Annotated in this window: 16 protein-coding genes; 5 read left to right on the top strand and 11 right to left on the bottom strand. The window is 67.2% G+C overall.

Translation table 11 applies throughout. From position 1 onward, the window contains the following. Entirely contained in the window at nucleotides 1–627 is a 627-nt protein-coding gene (locus AB0P11_RS12760; protein ID WP_363522301.1) for a hypothetical protein, read from the top strand. A 29-nt stretch (nucleotides 628–656) separates the two neighbouring features. Here the strand turns inward: AB0P11_RS12760 and AB0P11_RS12755 are convergent, their stop codons facing one another. Together AB0P11_RS12755 and AB0P11_RS12750 are read right to left on the bottom strand one after the other, a co-directional pair. After that, entirely contained in the window at nucleotides 657–1,022 is a 366-nt protein-coding gene (locus AB0P11_RS12755; RefSeq protein WP_053095645.1) for a hypothetical protein, read from the bottom strand. Between the two features lie 43 nt (nucleotides 1,023–1,065). Further along, a complete protein-coding gene (locus AB0P11_RS12750; RefSeq protein ID WP_363522299.1) occupies nucleotides 1,066–1,755 on the bottom strand; it encodes a hypothetical protein in 690 nt (229 codons plus the stop codon). Nucleotides 1,756–1,847: 92 nt separating this feature from the next. Here AB0P11_RS12750 and pseI point away from each other — a divergent pair, with 92 nt between their 5' ends. Further along, the gene (pseI, locus tag AB0P11_RS12745; protein WP_053095644.1) at nucleotides 1,848–2,909 is read left to right on the top strand and encodes a pseudaminic acid synthase; all 1,062 of its coding nucleotides are present in this window, start codon (nucleotides 1,848–1,850) and stop codon (nucleotides 2,907–2,909) included. Nucleotides 2,910–2,918: 9 nt separating this feature from the next. Here the strand turns inward: pseI and AB0P11_RS12740 are convergent, their stop codons facing one another. Further along, the gene (locus AB0P11_RS12740) at nucleotides 2,919–4,403 is read right to left on the bottom strand and encodes a bifunctional UDP-2,4-diacetamido-2,4,6-trideoxy-beta-L-altropyranose hydrolase/GNAT family N-acetyltransferase (protein WP_363522296.1); all 1,485 of its coding nucleotides are present in this window, start codon (nucleotides 4,401–4,403) and stop codon (nucleotides 2,919–2,921) included. 106 nt (nucleotides 4,404–4,509) lie between these two features. Here AB0P11_RS12740 and pseB point away from each other — a divergent pair, with 106 nt between their 5' ends. Genes pseB through AB0P11_RS12725 form a run of 3 tightly spaced genes read left to right on the top strand, consistent with a single transcriptional unit; the run spans nucleotide 4,510 to nucleotide 7,354 of the window. Continuing rightward, complete coding sequence (gene pseB, locus AB0P11_RS12735) at nucleotides 4,510–5,499, top strand: UDP-N-acetylglucosamine 4,6-dehydratase (inverting) (protein WP_056278197.1); 990 nt, start codon at nucleotides 4,510–4,512, stop codon at nucleotides 5,497–5,499. Nucleotides 5,500–5,501: 2 nt separating this feature from the next. Further along, nucleotides 5,502–6,626, top strand: a complete 1,125-nt coding sequence (locus AB0P11_RS12730) for an aminotransferase class V-fold PLP-dependent enzyme (RefSeq protein WP_363522294.1) — start codon at nucleotides 5,502–5,504, stop codon at nucleotides 6,624–6,626. Then, a complete protein-coding gene (locus tag AB0P11_RS12725; protein WP_363522292.1) occupies nucleotides 6,512–7,354 on the top strand; it encodes a glycosyltransferase family protein in 843 nt (280 codons plus the stop codon). The genes AB0P11_RS12730 and AB0P11_RS12725 overlap by 115 nt, the downstream gene beginning before the upstream one ends. Before the next feature lie 25 nt (nucleotides 7,355–7,379). Here AB0P11_RS12725 and AB0P11_RS12720 read toward each other — a convergent pair whose 3' ends face one another. The 8 genes from AB0P11_RS12720 to rfbA form a co-directional block, all read right to left on the bottom strand. Beyond that, nucleotides 7,380–8,117, bottom strand: coding sequence for an ABC transporter ATP-binding protein (locus AB0P11_RS12720; RefSeq protein WP_053095640.1), 738 nt, complete (start codon nucleotides 8,115–8,117; stop codon nucleotides 7,380–7,382). Next, nucleotides 8,114–8,935, bottom strand: a complete 822-nt coding sequence (locus tag AB0P11_RS12715; protein ID WP_295105250.1) for an ABC transporter permease — start codon at nucleotides 8,933–8,935, stop codon at nucleotides 8,114–8,116. Before AB0P11_RS12715 ends, AB0P11_RS12720 begins: the two co-directional genes overlap by 4 nt. Before the next feature lie 10 nt (nucleotides 8,936–8,945). Continuing rightward, nucleotides 8,946–10,082 (bottom strand): UDP-galactopyranose mutase, encoded by a 1,137-nt coding sequence (gene glf / locus AB0P11_RS12710; protein ID WP_363522290.1) that lies wholly within the window; start codon nucleotides 10,080–10,082, stop codon nucleotides 8,946–8,948. Between the two features lie 92 nt (nucleotides 10,083–10,174). Further along, complete coding sequence (locus AB0P11_RS12705; RefSeq protein WP_056278184.1) at nucleotides 10,175–12,253, bottom strand: acyltransferase family protein; 2,079 nt, start codon at nucleotides 12,251–12,253, stop codon at nucleotides 10,175–10,177. Between the two features lie 67 nt (nucleotides 12,254–12,320). Further along, nucleotides 12,321–14,465 carry an acyltransferase family protein gene (locus AB0P11_RS12700; protein WP_363522287.1) on the bottom strand — a complete coding sequence of 715 codons (2,145 nt, stop codon included), beginning with the start codon at nucleotides 14,463–14,465 and terminating at the stop codon, nucleotides 12,321–12,323. After that, nucleotides 14,462–15,877 (bottom strand): dTDP-4-dehydrorhamnose reductase, encoded by a 1,416-nt coding sequence (rfbD, locus tag AB0P11_RS12695; RefSeq protein ID WP_363522285.1) that lies wholly within the window; start codon nucleotides 15,875–15,877, stop codon nucleotides 14,462–14,464. Before rfbD ends, AB0P11_RS12700 begins: the two co-directional genes overlap by 4 nt. A gap of 4 nt (nucleotides 15,878–15,881) precedes the next feature. After that, nucleotides 15,882–16,880, bottom strand: coding sequence for a dTDP-glucose 4,6-dehydratase (gene rfbB / locus AB0P11_RS12690; RefSeq protein ID WP_363522283.1), 999 nt, complete (start codon nucleotides 16,878–16,880; stop codon nucleotides 15,882–15,884). After that, nucleotides 16,880–17,749, bottom strand: a complete 870-nt coding sequence (gene rfbA / locus AB0P11_RS12685; protein WP_363522281.1) for a glucose-1-phosphate thymidylyltransferase RfbA — start codon at nucleotides 17,747–17,749, stop codon at nucleotides 16,880–16,882. Before rfbA ends, rfbB begins: the two co-directional genes overlap by 1 nt. Between the last annotated feature and the right edge of the window lie 30 nt (nucleotides 17,750–17,779).

The following is a 17,779-nucleotide window of genomic DNA, read 5'->3' as shown; positions in this document are numbered from 1 at the left end:
ATGACCGACGAACCGCAGCCGGAACTCCGCTGGGCGCCACTGGAGCCGAAGCCGAGCAATCGTGGTCGTGTCTGGCTCATCGTCGGGCTCATCGTCGCCGTGCTCGTCATCGTGGGCGTGCTGCTGTTCTTCCTCCTCCCGCGGGGCGAGACCCCGACTCCGGGAGCCAGCGGCTCGCCCTCCCCTTCCGCGTCGGCATCGACATCCCCGTCCCCGTCCCCGTCCCCGTCAGCGTCGCCGACGCAGACCGAGACCCCTCAGCCGACGGCGGAGCCCGTTCCGACGATGACACCGATCACGACCCCGCCCCCCGTCGCGGACCCCTCGGTCGACGCCTTCCGCGGACAGGTTCAGGGCTGGCTCGATGATGCGCTGACAGGACTGCAGATCGTCAGCGAGTCCAGTGGACAGGACGCGACCGAGGTCATCGAGAGCCTCCAGGCCGACGCGCAGCGGCTCGGCGAGAGCGCTCCGCCCTCATCCATCGAATCCGCCTGGGGCAGCGCGCTGAGCGAGTACGACCAGGCGCTCACCTCGCTGCACTCCGACGCGGCCGCAGGGATGCAGCCGAGCGTCGACAGCGCACGCTCGGCTGCGAATCAGCTTCGAGGCCTCGTCGGGCTCTGACCCCGCGGCGGCGGCCCGATCCGTTCGGCTCAGTCGCCGTCGGACTCGAGGCGGCGCAGGCGCTCCTCGTAGTGCGCCGCGAGTTCGAGGCGCAGTCGCGCGCGCTCGTGCTCCGACTGGGCGCGGCTGAGCGCCTCGTCGGCTTCCAGATCAGCCACATCGAGGCGCACGCGCAGCCACTCGAACCGCTGCTCGAGCGCGGCGACCTGAGGAGCGATGCGATCGAACTCGGATCTGATGTAAGAGAAGTCAGCCTGGGTTCCCGCGAGGCGTGCCTCGTAGTCGCGCTGCGCGTGTTCGACCTGCTCGAGAGCACGCCCCATGCGGGCGTCCACTCTCGCGTCTACACGGCGTTCGACGACGGCGTCGAGTCTGCGACGGAGTCGGTTCAGCATTCAGTCCTCAATCATTCGGGTGATTGTCGATGGTCTGTGGGATTCAGCGGTGATACGTGACGCGGCCGGAGTCGATCCAGTGCCGCACGAGCGCCGACTCCAGGTCGATCCGGTGCTCTGCTCCGACCGCCGAGGGGTCTCCGTAGGCGTGGTTCCATGATGTCTGATCCGGCGCGTCGACGAAGGAGAATCCGGCCGCATCGACCGTGGCGTCCGGGAACAGGCGGGTGGCGATCCAGAGCATCACCGTCCCCGTCGTCGCCCACTGGCCACCGCTGCGCGGATCGGCTCCCATCGCCTCGCCGAGTGGCAGCACCACCTCGCGGTTCGGCATCGTCACGATTCCGAGATCCGCGGGCCAGAAGGCCGGGAGCTTCGGGTTCTCCCAGAGCAGGCGCCCGGGTTCGATCATCAGGTAGAGGCGCTCGGAGTAGCCCTCGAAGAACCAGGGCGTCGGACGCACACCACGATTGAACACGACGACGTCGGCGCGCCGACCCACCGACGGCATGCCGTCGACGTCGTCGACACGGAAGCCGTTGACTCGGAACACGATGTCAGCCGTGTCGATCATCGCGGCGCGCTCGCCGGACGGCTCGAGCGGCTGATTTCCGACGACGGCGATCCGACGAGCGGTATCCGCTCGCCCGTATGCCGTGACGAGCGGACGGAGTCGGTCGTAGAAGTCGACCTCTCCGGCAATCGCCCTGTCATCACCGACAAGATCCGTCACACGCCCCATGAGACCTCAGCTTAGGGCACCGCGGCGGCTGTCCCATCGGCGGGGCGGCGAGTCACGGAGAGGACGCGTCTAGAGTTGTCGGCGTGACTTCTTCGCAGACCATCCCGCTCTCCACGGCGAGCATCGGCACCGGCTCCCCCGTGTTCACGATCGCTGAGATGTCGGGAAACCACAACGGCGACATCGATCGGGCGCTCGCGATCGTCGACGCGGTCGCCGCCACCGGCGCCGACGCTCTCAAGATCCAGACTTACACCGCCGACACGCTCACGATCGACTCCGACAAGCCCGCCTTCCGGGTCGCGAGCGACCACGGGCTCTGGGGCGGCAGGAACCTCTATTCCCTCTACCAGGAGGCTCACACGCCGTGGGAGTGGCATGCGCCGATCTTCGATCGCGCGCGCAGCCACGGACTCATCCCCTTCTCGACGCCCTTCGATCCGAGCTCGGTCTCGTTCCTCGAAGAGCTGGGGGTCGAGATCTACAAGACGGCATCCGCTGAGATCGTCGACATCCCGCTCCTCCGGGAGGTCGCCCGCACCGGTAAGCCGATGATCGTGTCGACCGGCATGGCGACGCTCTCGGAGATCGATGCGGCGGTGACCGCCATCCGCGGTGCCGGAGGCACCCAGCTCGTGCTGCTGGCCTGCACAGCGGCCTACCCCGCGGTTCCCGAAGAGGCGCGACTGGGCAACATCGCGGCGCTCCGAGACGCCTTCGACGTGCCGGTGGGACTCTCGGACCACACGCTCGGGATCGGGGTCGCGGTCGCCGCTGCGGCCCTCGGCGCGGTCGTGATCGAGAAGCACGTCACGCTCGACCGAACAGACGGCGGCGTCGACGCGGACTTCTCTCTCACGCCCGACGAGTTCAGCGCTCTCGTCGTGGCCTCCGAACAGGCGCGCGTCGCGTCCGCGAGCGGTGTGTCCTTCGGACCGACCGCTCAGGAAGAAGCGGTGCTCGCCCTTCGCCGTTCGCTGTTCGTCGTCGCCGACGTCCGAGCCGGCGACACCGTGGGACCCGAGAACGTGCGGTCGATCCGCCCCGCCGGCGGACTCCGCCCCGATGACTTCGCCCTGGTGAGCGGACGCACGTTCACGCGAGACGTCGAACGCGGCACCCCGCTGACCTGGGATGCGCTCTAGACCGCGCTCCTACGAGAGCCGCCACCGGGCGAGGGTGAGGAAGCCGGCATCGTCGGCGGGCAGGTACGGCAGATAGCCGGCGCGCTCGAACAATCGTCGTGATGCGACGTTGTCGCCGTGCACGGTGGCCACCATGCGCACCGGCGGCTGTGCGGCGAGGGCTCGCTCCGCGGCCTGGAGCACCGATGCCGCCAGCCCGCGGCCACGGCTCTCGGGTGCGACCGTGATCGAGATCTCCCACTCGTCGGCCGACCGTCGGTCCCATCGGCAGGTGGCGACCGGCACTCCGTCGGACTCGACGATCAGGAGTCGCCGGTCGGGGTTCCGCAGGCTTCGCGCGAGCCAATCGGTGTGCGATCTCCAGTCGATCTCGCCGCGTGAGCGCGAGCCGGAGCGGACCTCCGGGTCGTTGCGCCACTCGAACAGTCTCCGCCCGTCGTCGACGTTCGCCGCACGGGCGACGAGTCCGGAGGGAGGCTCGACGGAAGGGCGGGTCGTCAGCAGCTGTTCCCAGGACGCCACGATCCGCCAGCTCCCGAGTCCGTCGACGGTCCGCTTCAGCTCGGCGGCCGTCCGGGCGAGCGATGCCGGAGAAGCCAGGAGATCGGCGAGCGCGCCGATCCTCTCCTCGAGTCCGTGATGGGGCGGCTCCCCGAGGCCCACCGCGAGCCCCTGTTCGACGACCTGACGGTAGCCGACCCGCTGGTTGTCCGCCACGCAGACGAGCGCCATGGGAAGACCCATGCACGCGAAGTCCCAGACCGAGGTGCCGGCAGCCGTCACGGCCAGGTCGTGGGACGCGGCGATCGCGGGGAGGTCCTCGACGAAGCCGAGGACCTGGACGGCATGACGCGAGGACCCCGCCGCGGACAGCACGTCGGGACGCCGCCGGGGGTCGATCACCGTGATCTCCACCGGAGAAGGAACGCGATCGAACGCGGCGACGACGCGCGCGGTCACGCCGTGAGGGTCCGTGCCGCCCATCACGATCAGCACGCGAGGCGCTGCCGCCGCCGTTTTCCGGGCGTCACGCTGAGCGAGCACCTGAGCGCGTACGACAGCCGCGTCGATCCCGGCCAGATGACTCCGGCTGCGTTCAGGACTCGCGAAGGTGCGCTCGGACGCCAGATTGGCATCGATGGCCAGATCGGCATCGCGCACACCGAACGGACCATCCTGCATGTTGCTGAGCAGCACTGCGAGGGACGAGAGATCGGGGACTTCGCGATAGGTGTCCAGATGGATCACGTCGGCGTCCCGCCCGAGCTCCGCGAAGTCGCCGAGGCTCGCCGCGGCGCCGTCCACGGTGAGCAGCTCGAGTTCCGGATCCATCCGGCGCAGGACCTCCGCACCGACCGCATCCACATCGCCGAACACCGACGCCGTCCACCCCCGGTCCCGCGCCTCGCGGGCGATGGTGAGAGTGCGCATGAGGTGCCCCATGCCCGCCTCGACACCGGCATTGCAGTGCAGGAGGACCCGTCGCCCGCTCATCACACGTCCCTCTCCTCGGGGGCGCGGCTGCGCCCACCCGATAGGATAGGCCGGGCATGGAACAACCCGAGCATCCGTGCCATCACGACAACGCTGAGGAGACAGAGTGTCGGTTCTCGAGGGCGCGAGCATCCTCATCACTGGCGGCACCGGGTCGTTCGGCAAGGCGTTCATACGTCACGCCCTGACCCACATCAATCCCCGGCGTCTCGTCATCTTCTCGCGCGACGAACTCAAGCAGTACGAGGTGCGGCAGCAGTTCGGCGACGACCCTCGACTCCGGTGGTTCATCGGCGACATCCGCGACGAGAGGCGACTCGCTCGCGCGCTGCACGGCGTCGACTACGTCGTTCACGCCGCTGCCCTCAAGCAGGTGGACACGGCCGAGTACAACCCGTTCGAGTTCGTGAAGACGAACATCCTCGGCAGCCAGAACGTGATCGAGGCGTCGATCGACGCCGGTGTGAAGCGCGTCGTCGCGCTGTCGACCGACAAGGCCTCGAGTCCGATCAACCTCTACGGTGCGACCAAGCTCACGGCCGACAAGCTCTTCATCACCGGCAATCACTACGCAGCCGCGTACGACACGCGGTTCGCGGTGGTCCGCTACGGCAACGTCATGGGATCCCGCGGCTCGGTCATCCCCTTCTTCTCCCGCCTGGGTGCCGAGGGAAAGCCGCTTCCCATCACTGATCTTCGATGCACGCGGTTCTTCATCACACTCCCCCAGGCGGTCGAGATGGTGATCGACACGTTCGAGCTCATGCAGGGCGGCGAGCTCCTCGTTCCGCGGATCCCGTCGATGAAGGTCACCGATCTCGCCCACGCCGTCGTGCCGGGAGCGGAACTCGTCGATGTGGGCCTGCGCCCGGGCGAGAAGCTCCACGAGGAGATGATCAGCCCGGAAGAGGGCCGTCGCGCCGTCACGGTCAGCGATGGGAAGTACTTCATCATCCAGCCCGACCTCGCGTCCTGGGGCTATCAGATGCCCGCCGGAGCCGTACCCGTGCCGGAGGGCTTCGCGTACCGGTCGGACAGCAACGATCAGTGGTACTCGCAGCAGGAGATCTCCGAGATCATCGAGGCGGGGATCTGACGATGCTGCCCTACGGACGGCAGTCGATCTCCGAGGAGGACATCCAGGCCGTCGTCGAGGTGCTCCGTGGCGACTGGCTCACGACCGGCCCGGCAGTGGCCGCATTCGAAGCGCGACTCGGCGAGATCGCCGGCGGGCACCGGGCGGTCACCGCGACCTCGGGCACGGCGGCGCTGCACATGGCGTACGCGGCTGCGGGGGTCACGCACGGAGACACCGTGATCTCGACTCCGATGACCTTCATCGCCACGACCTCGATGGCGTCGGTCCTCGGAGCCGACATCGTCTTCGCAGACGTCGAGGAGGACACAGCGCTCATCGACCCGGACGCGGTCGACGCCCTCGTCGATGAACGCACCAAGGTGATCGCCGCCGTGGACTATGCGGGACACCCCGCCGACTACGACAGACTGACAGAGATCGCGGCGCGTGTGGACGCGCTCGTCCTCGACGATGCCGCCCATTCGATCGGCAGCACGTACCGGGGTCGGCCCGTCGGCGATCTCGCGGACCTGACGACGTTCTCGTTCTTCCCGACGAAGAACCTCACGACCGGCGAGGGCGGTGCGCTCGTCGCCAAGGATCCGAAGATCGCCCAGCGCGCCCACGAGTTCCACTTCATCGGGCTGGTGCGGGATGCCGATCGCTTCGCCGTGACCACCGAGGGCCCCTGGCATCAGGAGGTGCACGAGTTCGGCTTCAACTACCGACTGGACGACATCGCCTGCGCACTCGGGATAGCCCAGTTGGCCCGACTCGACTCGTTCCGGCGGCGACGCGCCGAGATCACGCGGCGCTACGACGCGGCTCTCGCAGGCGTCGACGGGGTCCGTACTCCGATCCAGCGTGACGACGTCGAGCTGATCCGGCATCTCTATCCGGTGCGCATCCTCGACGGACGCCGTCGGACGGTCTTCGACCGGATGCGCGCGGACGGCATCGGGGTGCAGGTCAACTACATGCCCGTGTACTGGCACCCCGTGTACGCGGACGCCGGTTATCGCCGCGGAATGTGCCCGAACGCGGAGGCCTTCTACGCCGAGGAGCTCTCGCTCCCCATCCACCCCGAGCTCACCGACGACCAGGTCGACCAGGTCGTCGAGTCGCTCCTCAGGGCTCTGCGTTGACGCGGATCGGGATCATCACGCAGGCGCGGATGACCAGCACCCGTCTTCCGGGGAAGGTGCTGATCCCGGCCGGTGGCCGCTCCATGCTCGACCACCACCTCGACAGGCTCGCCGCCACCGATCTGCCGATCGTGCTCGCCACCACCACGAACGCCGCAGACGACCCTCTCGCCGCGCTCGGGCACGCACGCGGCATCGATGTGTTCCGCGGCAGCGAGACCGATGTGCTGAGTCGGTTCGCGGGGGCGGCTTCCTCCGCCGAGTTGGATGTCGTCGTCCGAGTGACGTCGGACTGCCCGCTGATCGATCCCGCCGTGGTCCTCGACGGCGTCCGTCGATTCATCGAGCTGGACGATCCTCACGCTCATGTCTCCAACGTCCTCCAGCGCACGTACCCGCGAGGCTTCGACTTCGAGGTGTTCTCCGCGGCCGCTCTCGCCGACGCCGACCGGAACGCCACCGAGCCGGCGGAGCGCGAACACGTCACCCCTTATCTCTACGCGGGCGGGTCACCGCGGGCGAACATCCACTCGATCACGCAGGACGTCGATGCCTCGCACTATCGGGTGACGCTGGACACTCCGGAGGACCTGACGGTCATCCGCAGGCTGATCGAAGAGCACGGTGCCGCGTCGCTGGACGCGACCGGGATCGTGGCGGTGCTCGACGCGCATCCCGACCTGGCCGCGGTCAACGCGCACGTCGAACAGAAGAAGCTCGGCGAATGACCGGGAGATCGCCGGCGAATCCCGCTCAGCCGCGGTTGTAGTCGGCGTTGTACCGGTCGAGGACGTCGGTGATCGGCCCGTCCAGGGCGAGCGTGCCCTTGTCGAGATACAGACCTCGGGTGCAGAAGCGACGGAGGTCCCGCTCGTTGTGGCTGACGAAGAAGAGCGTGCGCCCTTCGGCGAGGAGCTCGTCGATGCGCTTGTAGCACTTGTCTTTGAACGCCTTGTCTCCAACGGCGAGAACCTCGTCAACGAGCAGGATCGGCTCGTCGAGCTGGGACACGACCGAGAACGCCAGGCGCACCTTCATGCCGTTGGACAGGTGCTTGTAGGGAGTGTCCTCGAATCCCGCCAGCTCGGCGAAGGCGATCATGTCGTCGTAGCGCAGCGCGACAGCGTCGCGCGGCATTCCGTGCAGACCCGCCATCAAGGCGACATTCTCCCGCACGGTCAGATCTCCCACGAAGCCGCCCGTGATCTCGATCAGCGGGGCGACTCCACCGTGCACGGTCACCGCCCCTTCGTCGGGGAGCAGCACGTTCGCGACGAGACGGAGCAGCGTGGACTTGCCCTGGCCGTTGCGCCCGACGACGCCGATCGACTCCCCCTGCTGCACCGTGAACGAGACGTCACGCAGTGCCCAGAACTCACCCGAGCGCGACCGCCGCGCCGCAGGGGCGAACAGGTCTTTGAAGTTCTGGCGCCCACGGCGATTGCGGCGGAACCGAACGCCCAGCCCGTTGGCCTCGATCGCGACGGTCATCCCAGCTCCTTCAGAACGGTGCGCTCGAGGGACCGGAAGGTCCATACGCCGAGCGCCAGAATGACGAGGGTCATGCCCACGCTGACCAGCAGAGTGAAGGGGTTCCACTGGTCGGGGAAGAACGGCATCCGATAGAGCATGAAGATCCCGGCGAGAGGATTGAATGCACCGAGCGTCTGGAAGATGCCGGGGAGGTCGGTGACGTTGTAGATGATCGGAGTCGCATAGAACATGGCGCGCAGAATCAGCGCGGTCGTGCGCTCCAGGTCGACGAAGAGGACGCAGAGCGGGGCGACCAGAAGCCCCAGGCCTACGAGCAGGACGGTCTGCAGGAAGATCGCGACCGGCACCCAGAGGACTCCCCAGCCCACCTGCACCGTGTGCGCCGGATCCTGCTCGACCAGCAGGTTGATGATCACGAAGGCAGCGAGCACAGGCAGCGAGAAGAGGAACTCGATTCCCTTGCTCAACACGATGCGGTTGACCCAGATCGAGCGTGGGATCGCGGTGGATCGTACGAGCCGCGCATCCTTCTTGAACGCGCGCGTGAAGTCCGTGACCGACGTGTTGAACCACACCCAGGGCAGCAGAGCGCTGATGAGGAACACGATGTACGGGTCCTCGCCGACGTCGCGGTTGAAGATCTGCGTGAAGACGAACCAGTAGATCACGCTCATGACGAGCGGATCGAGCACCGACCACAGATAGCCGAGCAGGCTCGTCGAGTACCGCACCTTGAGGTCTCTGGCCGACAACAACCACAGAGAATGCAGATAGCGCCGGGGCGTCCCGGGCGCCCCGACAGCAGCGTGACTCACGGTGTCGAGTCTACGAGAACGAGTTGTTCCACAGCGACAGCGCCGAGCCGATGGCCATGTGCATGTCGAGGTACTGGTACGTGCCGAGGCGTCCGCCGAAGTGCACGTCCTTCTCGCCCCTCGTGAGCTCGCGATAGGCGAGCAGGCCGTCACGGTCCGTCGGGGTGTTCACCGGGTAGTACGGCTCGTCCTCGCGGTTCGCGAAGCGAGAGAACTCCCGCATGATGACCGTCTTGTCCGACTCGTAGACGTCCTTACGCTCCGGGTGGAAATGCTTGAACTCGTGGATGCGCGTGTACGGCACGTCCATGTCGGGGTAGTTCATCACGCTGGTGCCCTGGAAGTCGCCGATGTTCAGCACCTCCTGCTCGAAGTCGAGCGTGCGCCAGCTGAGGGCACCCGCCGTGTAGTCGAAGTAGCGGTCCACGGGGCCCGTGTAGACGATGGGCAGCTGTCCGACCGTCGCCCTCTTGTTCAGGGGCTGAGCCTCATCGAAGAAGTCGACGTTCAGCTTCACCTCGATGTTGGGGTGATCGGCCATCCGCTCGATCCACGCGGTGTAGCCGTCCGTCGGCAGCCCCTCCCACGTGTCGTTGAAGTAGCGGTTGTCGTATGTGTATCGCACAGGCAGGCGGCTGATGATGTCGCCGGACAGCTTCTGCGGATCCGTCTGCCACTGCTTCGCGGTGTAGTCGCGGAAGAACGCCTCGAACAGGGGGCGGCCGACGAGCGCGATGCCCTTCTCCTCGAAGTTGGACGCCGTCTTGACGTCGAACTCCCCCGCCTGCTCGCGCACGAGGGCCCGTGCCTGGTCGGGCGTGTAGGCCGACTGGAAGAACTGGTTGATCGTGCCGAGGTTGACCGGCATCGGGAACACGGTGCCCTTGTGCGTCGTGTACACGCGGTGCACGTAGTTCGTGAAGCTCGTGAAACGGTTGACATACTCCCACACCGTGGCGTTGGAGGTGTGGAACAGATGCGCGCCGTAGCGGTGGACCTCGATGCCCGTCTCGGGCTCGGCCTCGCTGTAGGCGTTCCCGCCGATGTGGTGGCGACGGTCGATGACCGTCACCTTGCGGCCTGCATCGGCGGCGCGTTCTGCGATGGTGAGGCCGAAGAAGCCCGACCCGACGACAAGAAGATCCATGTTGCTGCTTTCTGCCCACAAGGCTGACATCCGCACGGCGTCGCGCGGCACACAGCAGACAACTCTACCTGCAGCGCACTCGGCGCTGCCTGTCAGCCCGCCTCGGTGCCGAGAGGCCCTCCCACGTCCAGCATCTGCTGGAGCATCGGGGCGAGCGTGCGCCCATACGAGTCGGAGAGGTGATTGTCGTCGATGTAGACGGCGACGTTGCCGATCGAGCCCCTGCACACGCCCTCAGGACACAGCCAGGGTCGGAAGTCCACCGCGATCACCCCGTCAGCCGCCGTGAGATCGTCGAAATCCTCTCCGTCGACGAAGGCGAGTTCGGGCACGTCGCACGATGCGGCGTCGGCACCCGGAACGACCTCCGAATCCTCCGACACGCACTCGTACATGTCGAAATCGAAGCGAGGATTGTCGCGCACGGCGATCACCTGGATGCCGTTCGCCGTGAGCTCCTCCGCGATCTCGCGGATCCCCTCGACGAGAACCTCGGGAGACGAGGGCGTCGCCCGGGTCGCGACCAGGTAGACCGCATCCGGCTGGACCCTCATCGCATACTCGATCGCCGCGGCGCGCCATTCGTCGCAGGGTGTACCCGCCGCCGACCAGGTCGGAGCTCCGATGCCGATGGCGCACCCTCCCTTCAGCAGAGCGACGAGGCCCCATCCCTGCTGATCGGCGAGAACGGCGAGAGGCGACATGAGCTGCTGTGCGTGCGAATCCCCCATCACGAGCACTCGCCAGGCGTCGGAGTCCTCCGCTGCCGCGGTCTGGGCGCAGCTGCCTGCCAGCGCAGGCTCCACAGGTTCGAGGTCTCCCGCGCAGCTGCCGTTCAGGTCCACCCACTCGTCATCGAGCGCCGTGGCCGGCGGCATCAGCGGGAGGTCGGTGACGGCGAGATCGATCGGCGAGTCGATCTGGGCGGCACCCGGATACCCGCCGCTGTCGCTGTCCATCAGCGCCGCCGCACGATGCTGGATCGTGAGCTGCCAGGCGGCGAGGGGTGCGGCGACCAGCAGGACCGAGGCCGCGAGTGCGAGGACGCCGAGACGACGGGAGCCATCGAAGAACGCGGCGTCGCGGATCGGGCGCTCCACGAGCGTCGACACGATCCGCGCCAGCACGAACGAGACCAGGACGATACCGGCGCCGGCCAGCCATCCCGGCTCGGACCTGCCGCTCACCATCATCCAGGTCACGAGGACCGGCCAGTGGACGAGGTAGAGCGCGTACGCGTCATGGGAGACGAATCGCAGCGGCGCCGACTCGAGGATCATCGCGGGGCCGCCACGCGGGCGGTCGCGCCCGGCGACGATGACGAGCGCCGTGCAGATCACCGGCCACAGAGCGAGATACCCGGGGAATCCGCCCTGCACGTCGAGCACGATTCCGCACATGACGATGCCGACGATCCCGACCCAACCGAGGAGTGCGGCGATCGACGGTCGGACGCGGACATGCGGGAGAGCGATCGCGACGAGCGAGCCGGCCGCGAACTCCCACAGTCGCGTGCGGGTGTCGAAATAGGCGAAGGACTGGGCGCGCATCGTCTCGACGACCGAGAATGCGAGCGAGGCGACGAAGATCGTCCCGAAGACGACGGCGAGTGCGGGGATGACGAGGTGGCGCCGACGACGGAGGATCAGCCAGACCGCGGCGATGATGAGCGGCCACAGGATGAAGACCTGTCCTTGGACCGACAGCGACCAGAAGTGCTGGAACGGACTCGGGGTCGCGGAGTCGCGAGCGTAGTAGTCGACCTCCGACAGGGCCAGCGTCCAGTTCTCGACGTAGAAGAGACTCGACCAGGCCTCACGCCAGACGCGCGGCCACTCGGTCTGCGGATACGCCGCGAACGCGACGCCGAGGACGCCGACGATCGTCACGGCCGCGGCGGGCAGCAGCCGCCGGAAGCGGCGCAACCAGAAGGACGCGAGCGCGAGCGGACGCTCCGACCCGACTCGTCGCACGAACGACGCGGTGAGGAAGAAGGCGGAGACCATCAGGAACACGTCGACGCCGCCCGAGACGCGCCCCAGCCACACGTGGTACGCCACGACCAGCAGGATGGCGAGCGCGCGCAGACCGTCGATGTCCGCGCGGCGGGTGAGCGGATCCCCGGCGACAGGCGCGGTCGGAGGAAGCGGTGTCGGGTGCGTCGTTTTCATGAGGGGCGGCGTATCGGCGAGGGGTGTCGCCGCAGTCGTCTCGGGTCGACCGTCTGCCTCTGCCAGCCTATCCGCCCGTTGCGAGCAGTCGCTCGGCCGCCGCGTCGATCTCGGTTCCCAGCAGTCTGGCGTATTCGAGATTGAGATGATCCGCGTCGTAGTAGACGGGGATGCCGCCGACCACGGCGTAGCACGATGTCGCGTCGCAGAATCGGTCGGTCAGATCCAGCACGCTGATCGACGGTGACTCTGCCTGAGCGCCCGCCACGACCACCGGGTCGACCGGGTGCGCCTCGGCTCGAGGGCGCGCGCAGGACTTCGGGTCCTCGGCATTGTGCAGCACGCAGTCGGGGCTTCTGACCTCAGCGTTGAACGGAGGATCCGCCAGCGCGAGCACCTTGATCCCCTCCTCGCTCCACCGCGTCCAGTAATCGAGCAGTCCGTCCGACATCTGATCGACCTGCGGCCGGTCGCTGCCGTCGTCCACCAGCTGGAGCCGCGACGCCATCGCGGTGATGACGAGGTCCGGATCCTCTTCGGCGACGGTGTCGGCGAGGTCGCTCGACCACTCGCGGCACCTCTCGACGTCGGCGGCACCCCACGCGCTGCGGAACCCGATGAACTCGACGTCGGCGGCGGGACACCCGCCGTAGAAACTCGTGTCGACGATCCAGCCGTGCTCCTCTGCGATGTCGAACACAGCTCCCTGCCACTGCTGCGCGTGGGAGTCCCCGATGAGCCATACCCTCGTCGGATCCTCTTCGCCTCGCGAGAAATCGCACTCGTGGGTGGTCTTGAGGTCCCCATACGTGAGAATCGGCAGGAACTCGCCGCACTCCGCAGGCGTGTAGAAGTACTCGTTCTTCTTGGTCATCACCGAATAGTCCGCAGCCCCGAAAGGGTCGTCGCACTCGGCCCCCGGTGCGAGCGCCGAAGGCCCTTCGCACGTCGACGCGGCGAGGTCGTCCGGTGGGCTGTCCGCCTCGACCCTCGCCGCATATGCGGCAAGGACCGCCGCCACGAGCGCCGCGATGACGAGCATCCCCGTGACCATGAGCCCGAACGCGCGGCGCGAGGAGCCGCGCCAATATCCCCAGGTCTGTCCGGCGTCTTCGACGAACCTCTTCGTGAGCACGGCCAACACCAGCGAGATGGCCAGAACCGCGACCTTCGAGAGAGTGTTCGCTTCGCCACCGATGACGAACGGGGGGACGACGATGAGCGGCCAGTGCCAGAGATAGAGCGAGTACGAGACTCCGCCGATCCACTGCACAGGTCTCAGTGCGGTCACCTTCGCATGCCAGAGAGCGGCGTGCGAGTTTCCGGCGAGGATCACCGCTGCGGTGCCGAGAACCGGCACCAGTGCGGCGTACCCGGGGAAAGAAGTCGCATGATCATAGGCGAAGGCGGCGACGACGATGAGGCCGAATCCGAGCAGGCTGACGATGTCGGCCGCAGCGCGTCCGAGCGGGATTCGACTGCCGAGCAGCGCGACCGCCCCGCCGATCGCGAACTCCCACCCGCGCGTGAACGTCGCGAAGTACGCCTGAGGCGGAGCCATGGTCGTGTAGACGACGCTGGCGACGAAGGAGGCGACCCCCACCAGCGCGACGACCGCGATCAGCGCCGTGGCCGTCCGCGCTCTCACTCCGCGTCGCGTGTCCGGTCGTCCGGTGCGCCGCGACACGGCCAGCGCGGCCACCAGCAGCACGGGCCAGACGATGTAGAACTGCTCTTCGACCGACAGAGACCAATAGTGCTGGACCACGCTCGCCGCATCATTGAGCGCCGAGTAGTTGACCGACATCGATGCCAGGAACCAGTTCTCGACGTACCCCGCGCTCGCTGCGACCTCCCAGGCGCCCCGCTCCCAGCGAGGGTAGGGAAGGAACAGCACGAGAAGCACGAGCGACACCGCGAGGACGAGCAGCGCGGCCGGAAGCAGGCGCCGGATCCGTCGGGCGTAGAACGCACCGAGGCGCACTCCCCCGGTCCGTGTCATCTCGCCCACCAGGTGCCCCGTGATGAGGAAGCCGGAGATCACGAAGAACACATCGACTCCGACGTAGCCGCCGGGCAGGCGCATCGGCCAGAGGTGATTGAGCACCACCAGGCCGATGGCCACGGCGCGAAGTGCTTGGATGTCGGTTCGGAACACCTGTGCCTTCGGCGCCGCGGTCGGAGCGTCTGCGCTCCGCAACGACACGCTCACGACCCGAGATACTCCCTGAGGAGTTCGTCTCCCACGCGAGGGGTGAAGCCGATGCTATGCACCCGGGTCAGGTCGAGGACGCTGTTCGTGGGGCGCGGAGCGACGGGCGACGTCGCCGCGGCGAAGTACGCGTCAGTCGACACACCCGTGACCCGCGCCGGATCCTCGCCGACGAGTTCGAACACACGGCGGGCGATGTCGGCCCAGGTGACGCTCTCGCCCTCGGACGTCAGGTTGTAGACGCCGAACGGCGGGCGGGTCTCGACGAGGGTGCGGATGAGGCGCGCGATCTCTTCAGCGAACGTGAGTCTCCCCCGCTGGTCGTCGACGACCTTCGGGTCGACTCCCTTCGCGGCCAGCGACGCCATGGTGCGCACGAAGTTCCCACCACTCCCGATCACCCACGAGGTGCGGACGATGTAGTGACGAGGGGCTGTGGAGACGGCGAGATCGCCCGCCGCCTTCGACTGGCCGTAGACGCCGAGTGGACACACGACGTCGTCCTCCGTGTACGGTCGCTCGGCGGTTCCGTCGAAGACGTAGTCACTCGACACATGCACGAGGGTGATGCCGTGCTCCGCAGCGATGCGAGCGAGAGCTGCCGGTCCGGCGGCGTTGACCGCCCACGCATCCCGCCTGCCCTCGGGCGTCTCCGCACGATCCACGGCCGTGTACGCGGCGGCGTTGATGATCGTGTCGTAGTCGCGCCACCGTCGCGCGTCGGTCAGAGTCGTCGATCCGAGATCGAAATCCGCGCGCGTCGTCCATTCGACGCTGCCGACGCCTTCGAACTCGGCTCGCAGCGCGGTTCCCAGCTGCCCGCCCGAGCCGATGACGAGGGTCTTCTTCGGGGCGACCGGCTCGACGTCCGCGAGACGCGGGTGTGCGAGGTCCTTCGCAGACACCTCGGCGTCGGCGAGCGGGATGGGCCACTCGATCGCGACGGTCTCGTCAGCGAGATTCAGGAACGAGTACGAGGCGTCCGGCGACCAGTGATCGTTCACGAGGTAGGTGTACGCGGTGTCAGGCTCGAGGGTCTGGTAGGAGTTGCCGACGCCGCGAGGCACGAAGATCGCCTTCGAAGGATCCAACTCCGCCGTGAAGACCGCTCCGAATGTCGGGCCTTCGCGCAGGTCGACCCAGGCCCCGAAGATCCGACCGGTCGCGATCGACACCCACTTGTCCCACGGCTCGGCGTGGATCCCGCGAGTCGTGCCGACGGCGTCGTTGAAGGAGACGTTGTTCTGCACCGGACCGAAATCGGCGAGGCCCAGTGCGGTCATCTTCTCGCGCTGCCAGTTCTCCTTGAACCATCCGCGCGAGTCGCCGTGCACGGGCAGATCGAAGATCTCGAGCCCGGGAATCGTCGTCTCGGTGCGACTCAGAGGCTTTCCGAAGTCGATCTCGCTCACCGGGTCACTGTCCCTTCGACGCGTAGAACGCCTCGGTCTGGTCCTTGGACGGCGCCCACCACGATTCGTTGTCGCGGTACCAGGCGATGGTCGCGGCGAGTCCGGACTCGAAGTCGGCGAACTCCGGCTTCCAGCCCAGCTCGGTGCGGAGCTTGGTGGAGTCGATCGCGTACCGCAGATCGTGACCTGCGCGGTCCGTGACGTGGTCGTACGCGTCTCGCGGCTGGCCCATCTCCTCGAGGATGAGCTCGACGACGTCCTTGTTGTTCCGCTCCCCGTCGGCGCCGATCAGATAGGTCTCGCCGATCCGACCCTTCTCCAGGATCGTGAGCACGGCGGACGAGTGATCGTTCGCGTGGATCCAGTCCCGGACGTTCTCCCCGGCACCGTACAGCTTCGGCCGGATACCGCGGATGACATTGGTGATCTGCCGAGGGATGAACTTCTCGACGTGCTGATAGGGGCCGTAGTTGTTGGAGCAGTTCGAGATTGTCGCCTGGACGCCGAACGAGCGGACCCACGCGCGCACGAGCAGGTCGCTGCCGGCCTTCGTCGACGAGTACGGCGACGACGGGTTGTACGGCGTGTGCTCGGTGAACCGCTCGGGGTCGTCGAGTTCGAGGTCGCCGTACACCTCGTCGGTCGAGATGTGGTGGAACCGCGTCTCGTGCCGACGCGCCGCTTCCAGCAGCGTGTACGTGCCGATGATGTTCGTGTCCAGGAAGGGACGAGGACTGTGCAGCGAGTTGTCGTTGTGCGACTCCGCCGCGTAGTGCACCACGGCGTCCGCTTCTGCGGTGAGCCCGTCGACGAGCTCGGCATCGGTGATGTCACCGTGCACGAATCGCACCCGGTCCTCGGGGAGCCCCTCGAGCGACGCCCGGTTTCCGGCATAGGTGAGCGCGTCGAGCACCGTGACTGTGTGATCGGTGTTCTCCACCGCGTAGTGGACGAAGTTCGAGCCGATGAAACCGGCGCCTCCGGTGACGAGGATGTTCGACATCAACGACCTCTTTCCAGGGTCTCGAGCAGGTATGTGCCGTAGCCGGACTTCACGAGCTTCGTGGCCCGTTCACGCAGTTCGTCGTCGGTGAGGAAGCCCTGGCGCCATGCGACCTCTTCCGGCACGCCGATGCGCAGCCCGGTGCGGCGCTCCATGGTGCGCACGTAGTCACCGGCATCCGACATCTGATCGAACGTTCCGGTGTCGAGCCACGCGGTTCCGCGAGGAAGCACCTCGACCTGGAGCCCGCCGCGCTCGAGATATGCGCGGTTGATGTCGGTGATCTCGTACTCGCCGCGAGCGCTCGGCTCGAGGGTGCGGGCGATCTCGACCACGTCGTTGTCGTAGAAATAGAGTCCGGGCACGGCGTAGTTGCTCTTGGGGTGCTCCGGCTTCTCCTCGAGAGAGACGGCGCGACCGTCGGCGTCGAACTCGACGACACCGTAGGCGTTGGGCTCTGCGACCCAGTAGGCGAACACGGCACCGCCCTCGACGTCCGTGTAGCGCTTGAGCTGGGTGCCGAGCCCCGGACCGTAGAGCAGGTTGTCACCGAGCACGAGGGCGACCTTGTCGTCGCCGATGAAGTCGGCTCCGATCACGAAGGCCTGTGCGAGGCCGTCCGGCGACGGCTGCTGCGCGAACGTGAGATTGACCCCGAACTGCGAGCCGTCACCGAGAAGACGCTCGAACTGCTCGGCGTCGTGAGGCGTGGTGATGATCAGGATGTCCCGGATCCCCGCCAGCATCAGCGTCGACAGCGGGTAGTAGACCATCGGCTTGTCGTACACGGGTATCAGCTGCTTGGAGATGCCGAGCGTAATCGGGTGCAGTCGAGTGCCTGAGCCGCCAGCGAGAATTATGCCTTTCACCCCCATATCGTGCCACATCCCAGCTGGGAC

The organism is Microbacterium sp. NPDC079176 (assembly GCF_040686675.1).
Taxonomy (GTDB): domain Bacteria; phylum Actinomycetota; class Actinomycetes; order Actinomycetales; family Microbacteriaceae; genus Microbacterium.
The sequence above is the reverse complement of the archived record's forward strand: the minus strand, read 5'-3'. Positions and strand labels throughout refer to the sequence as shown.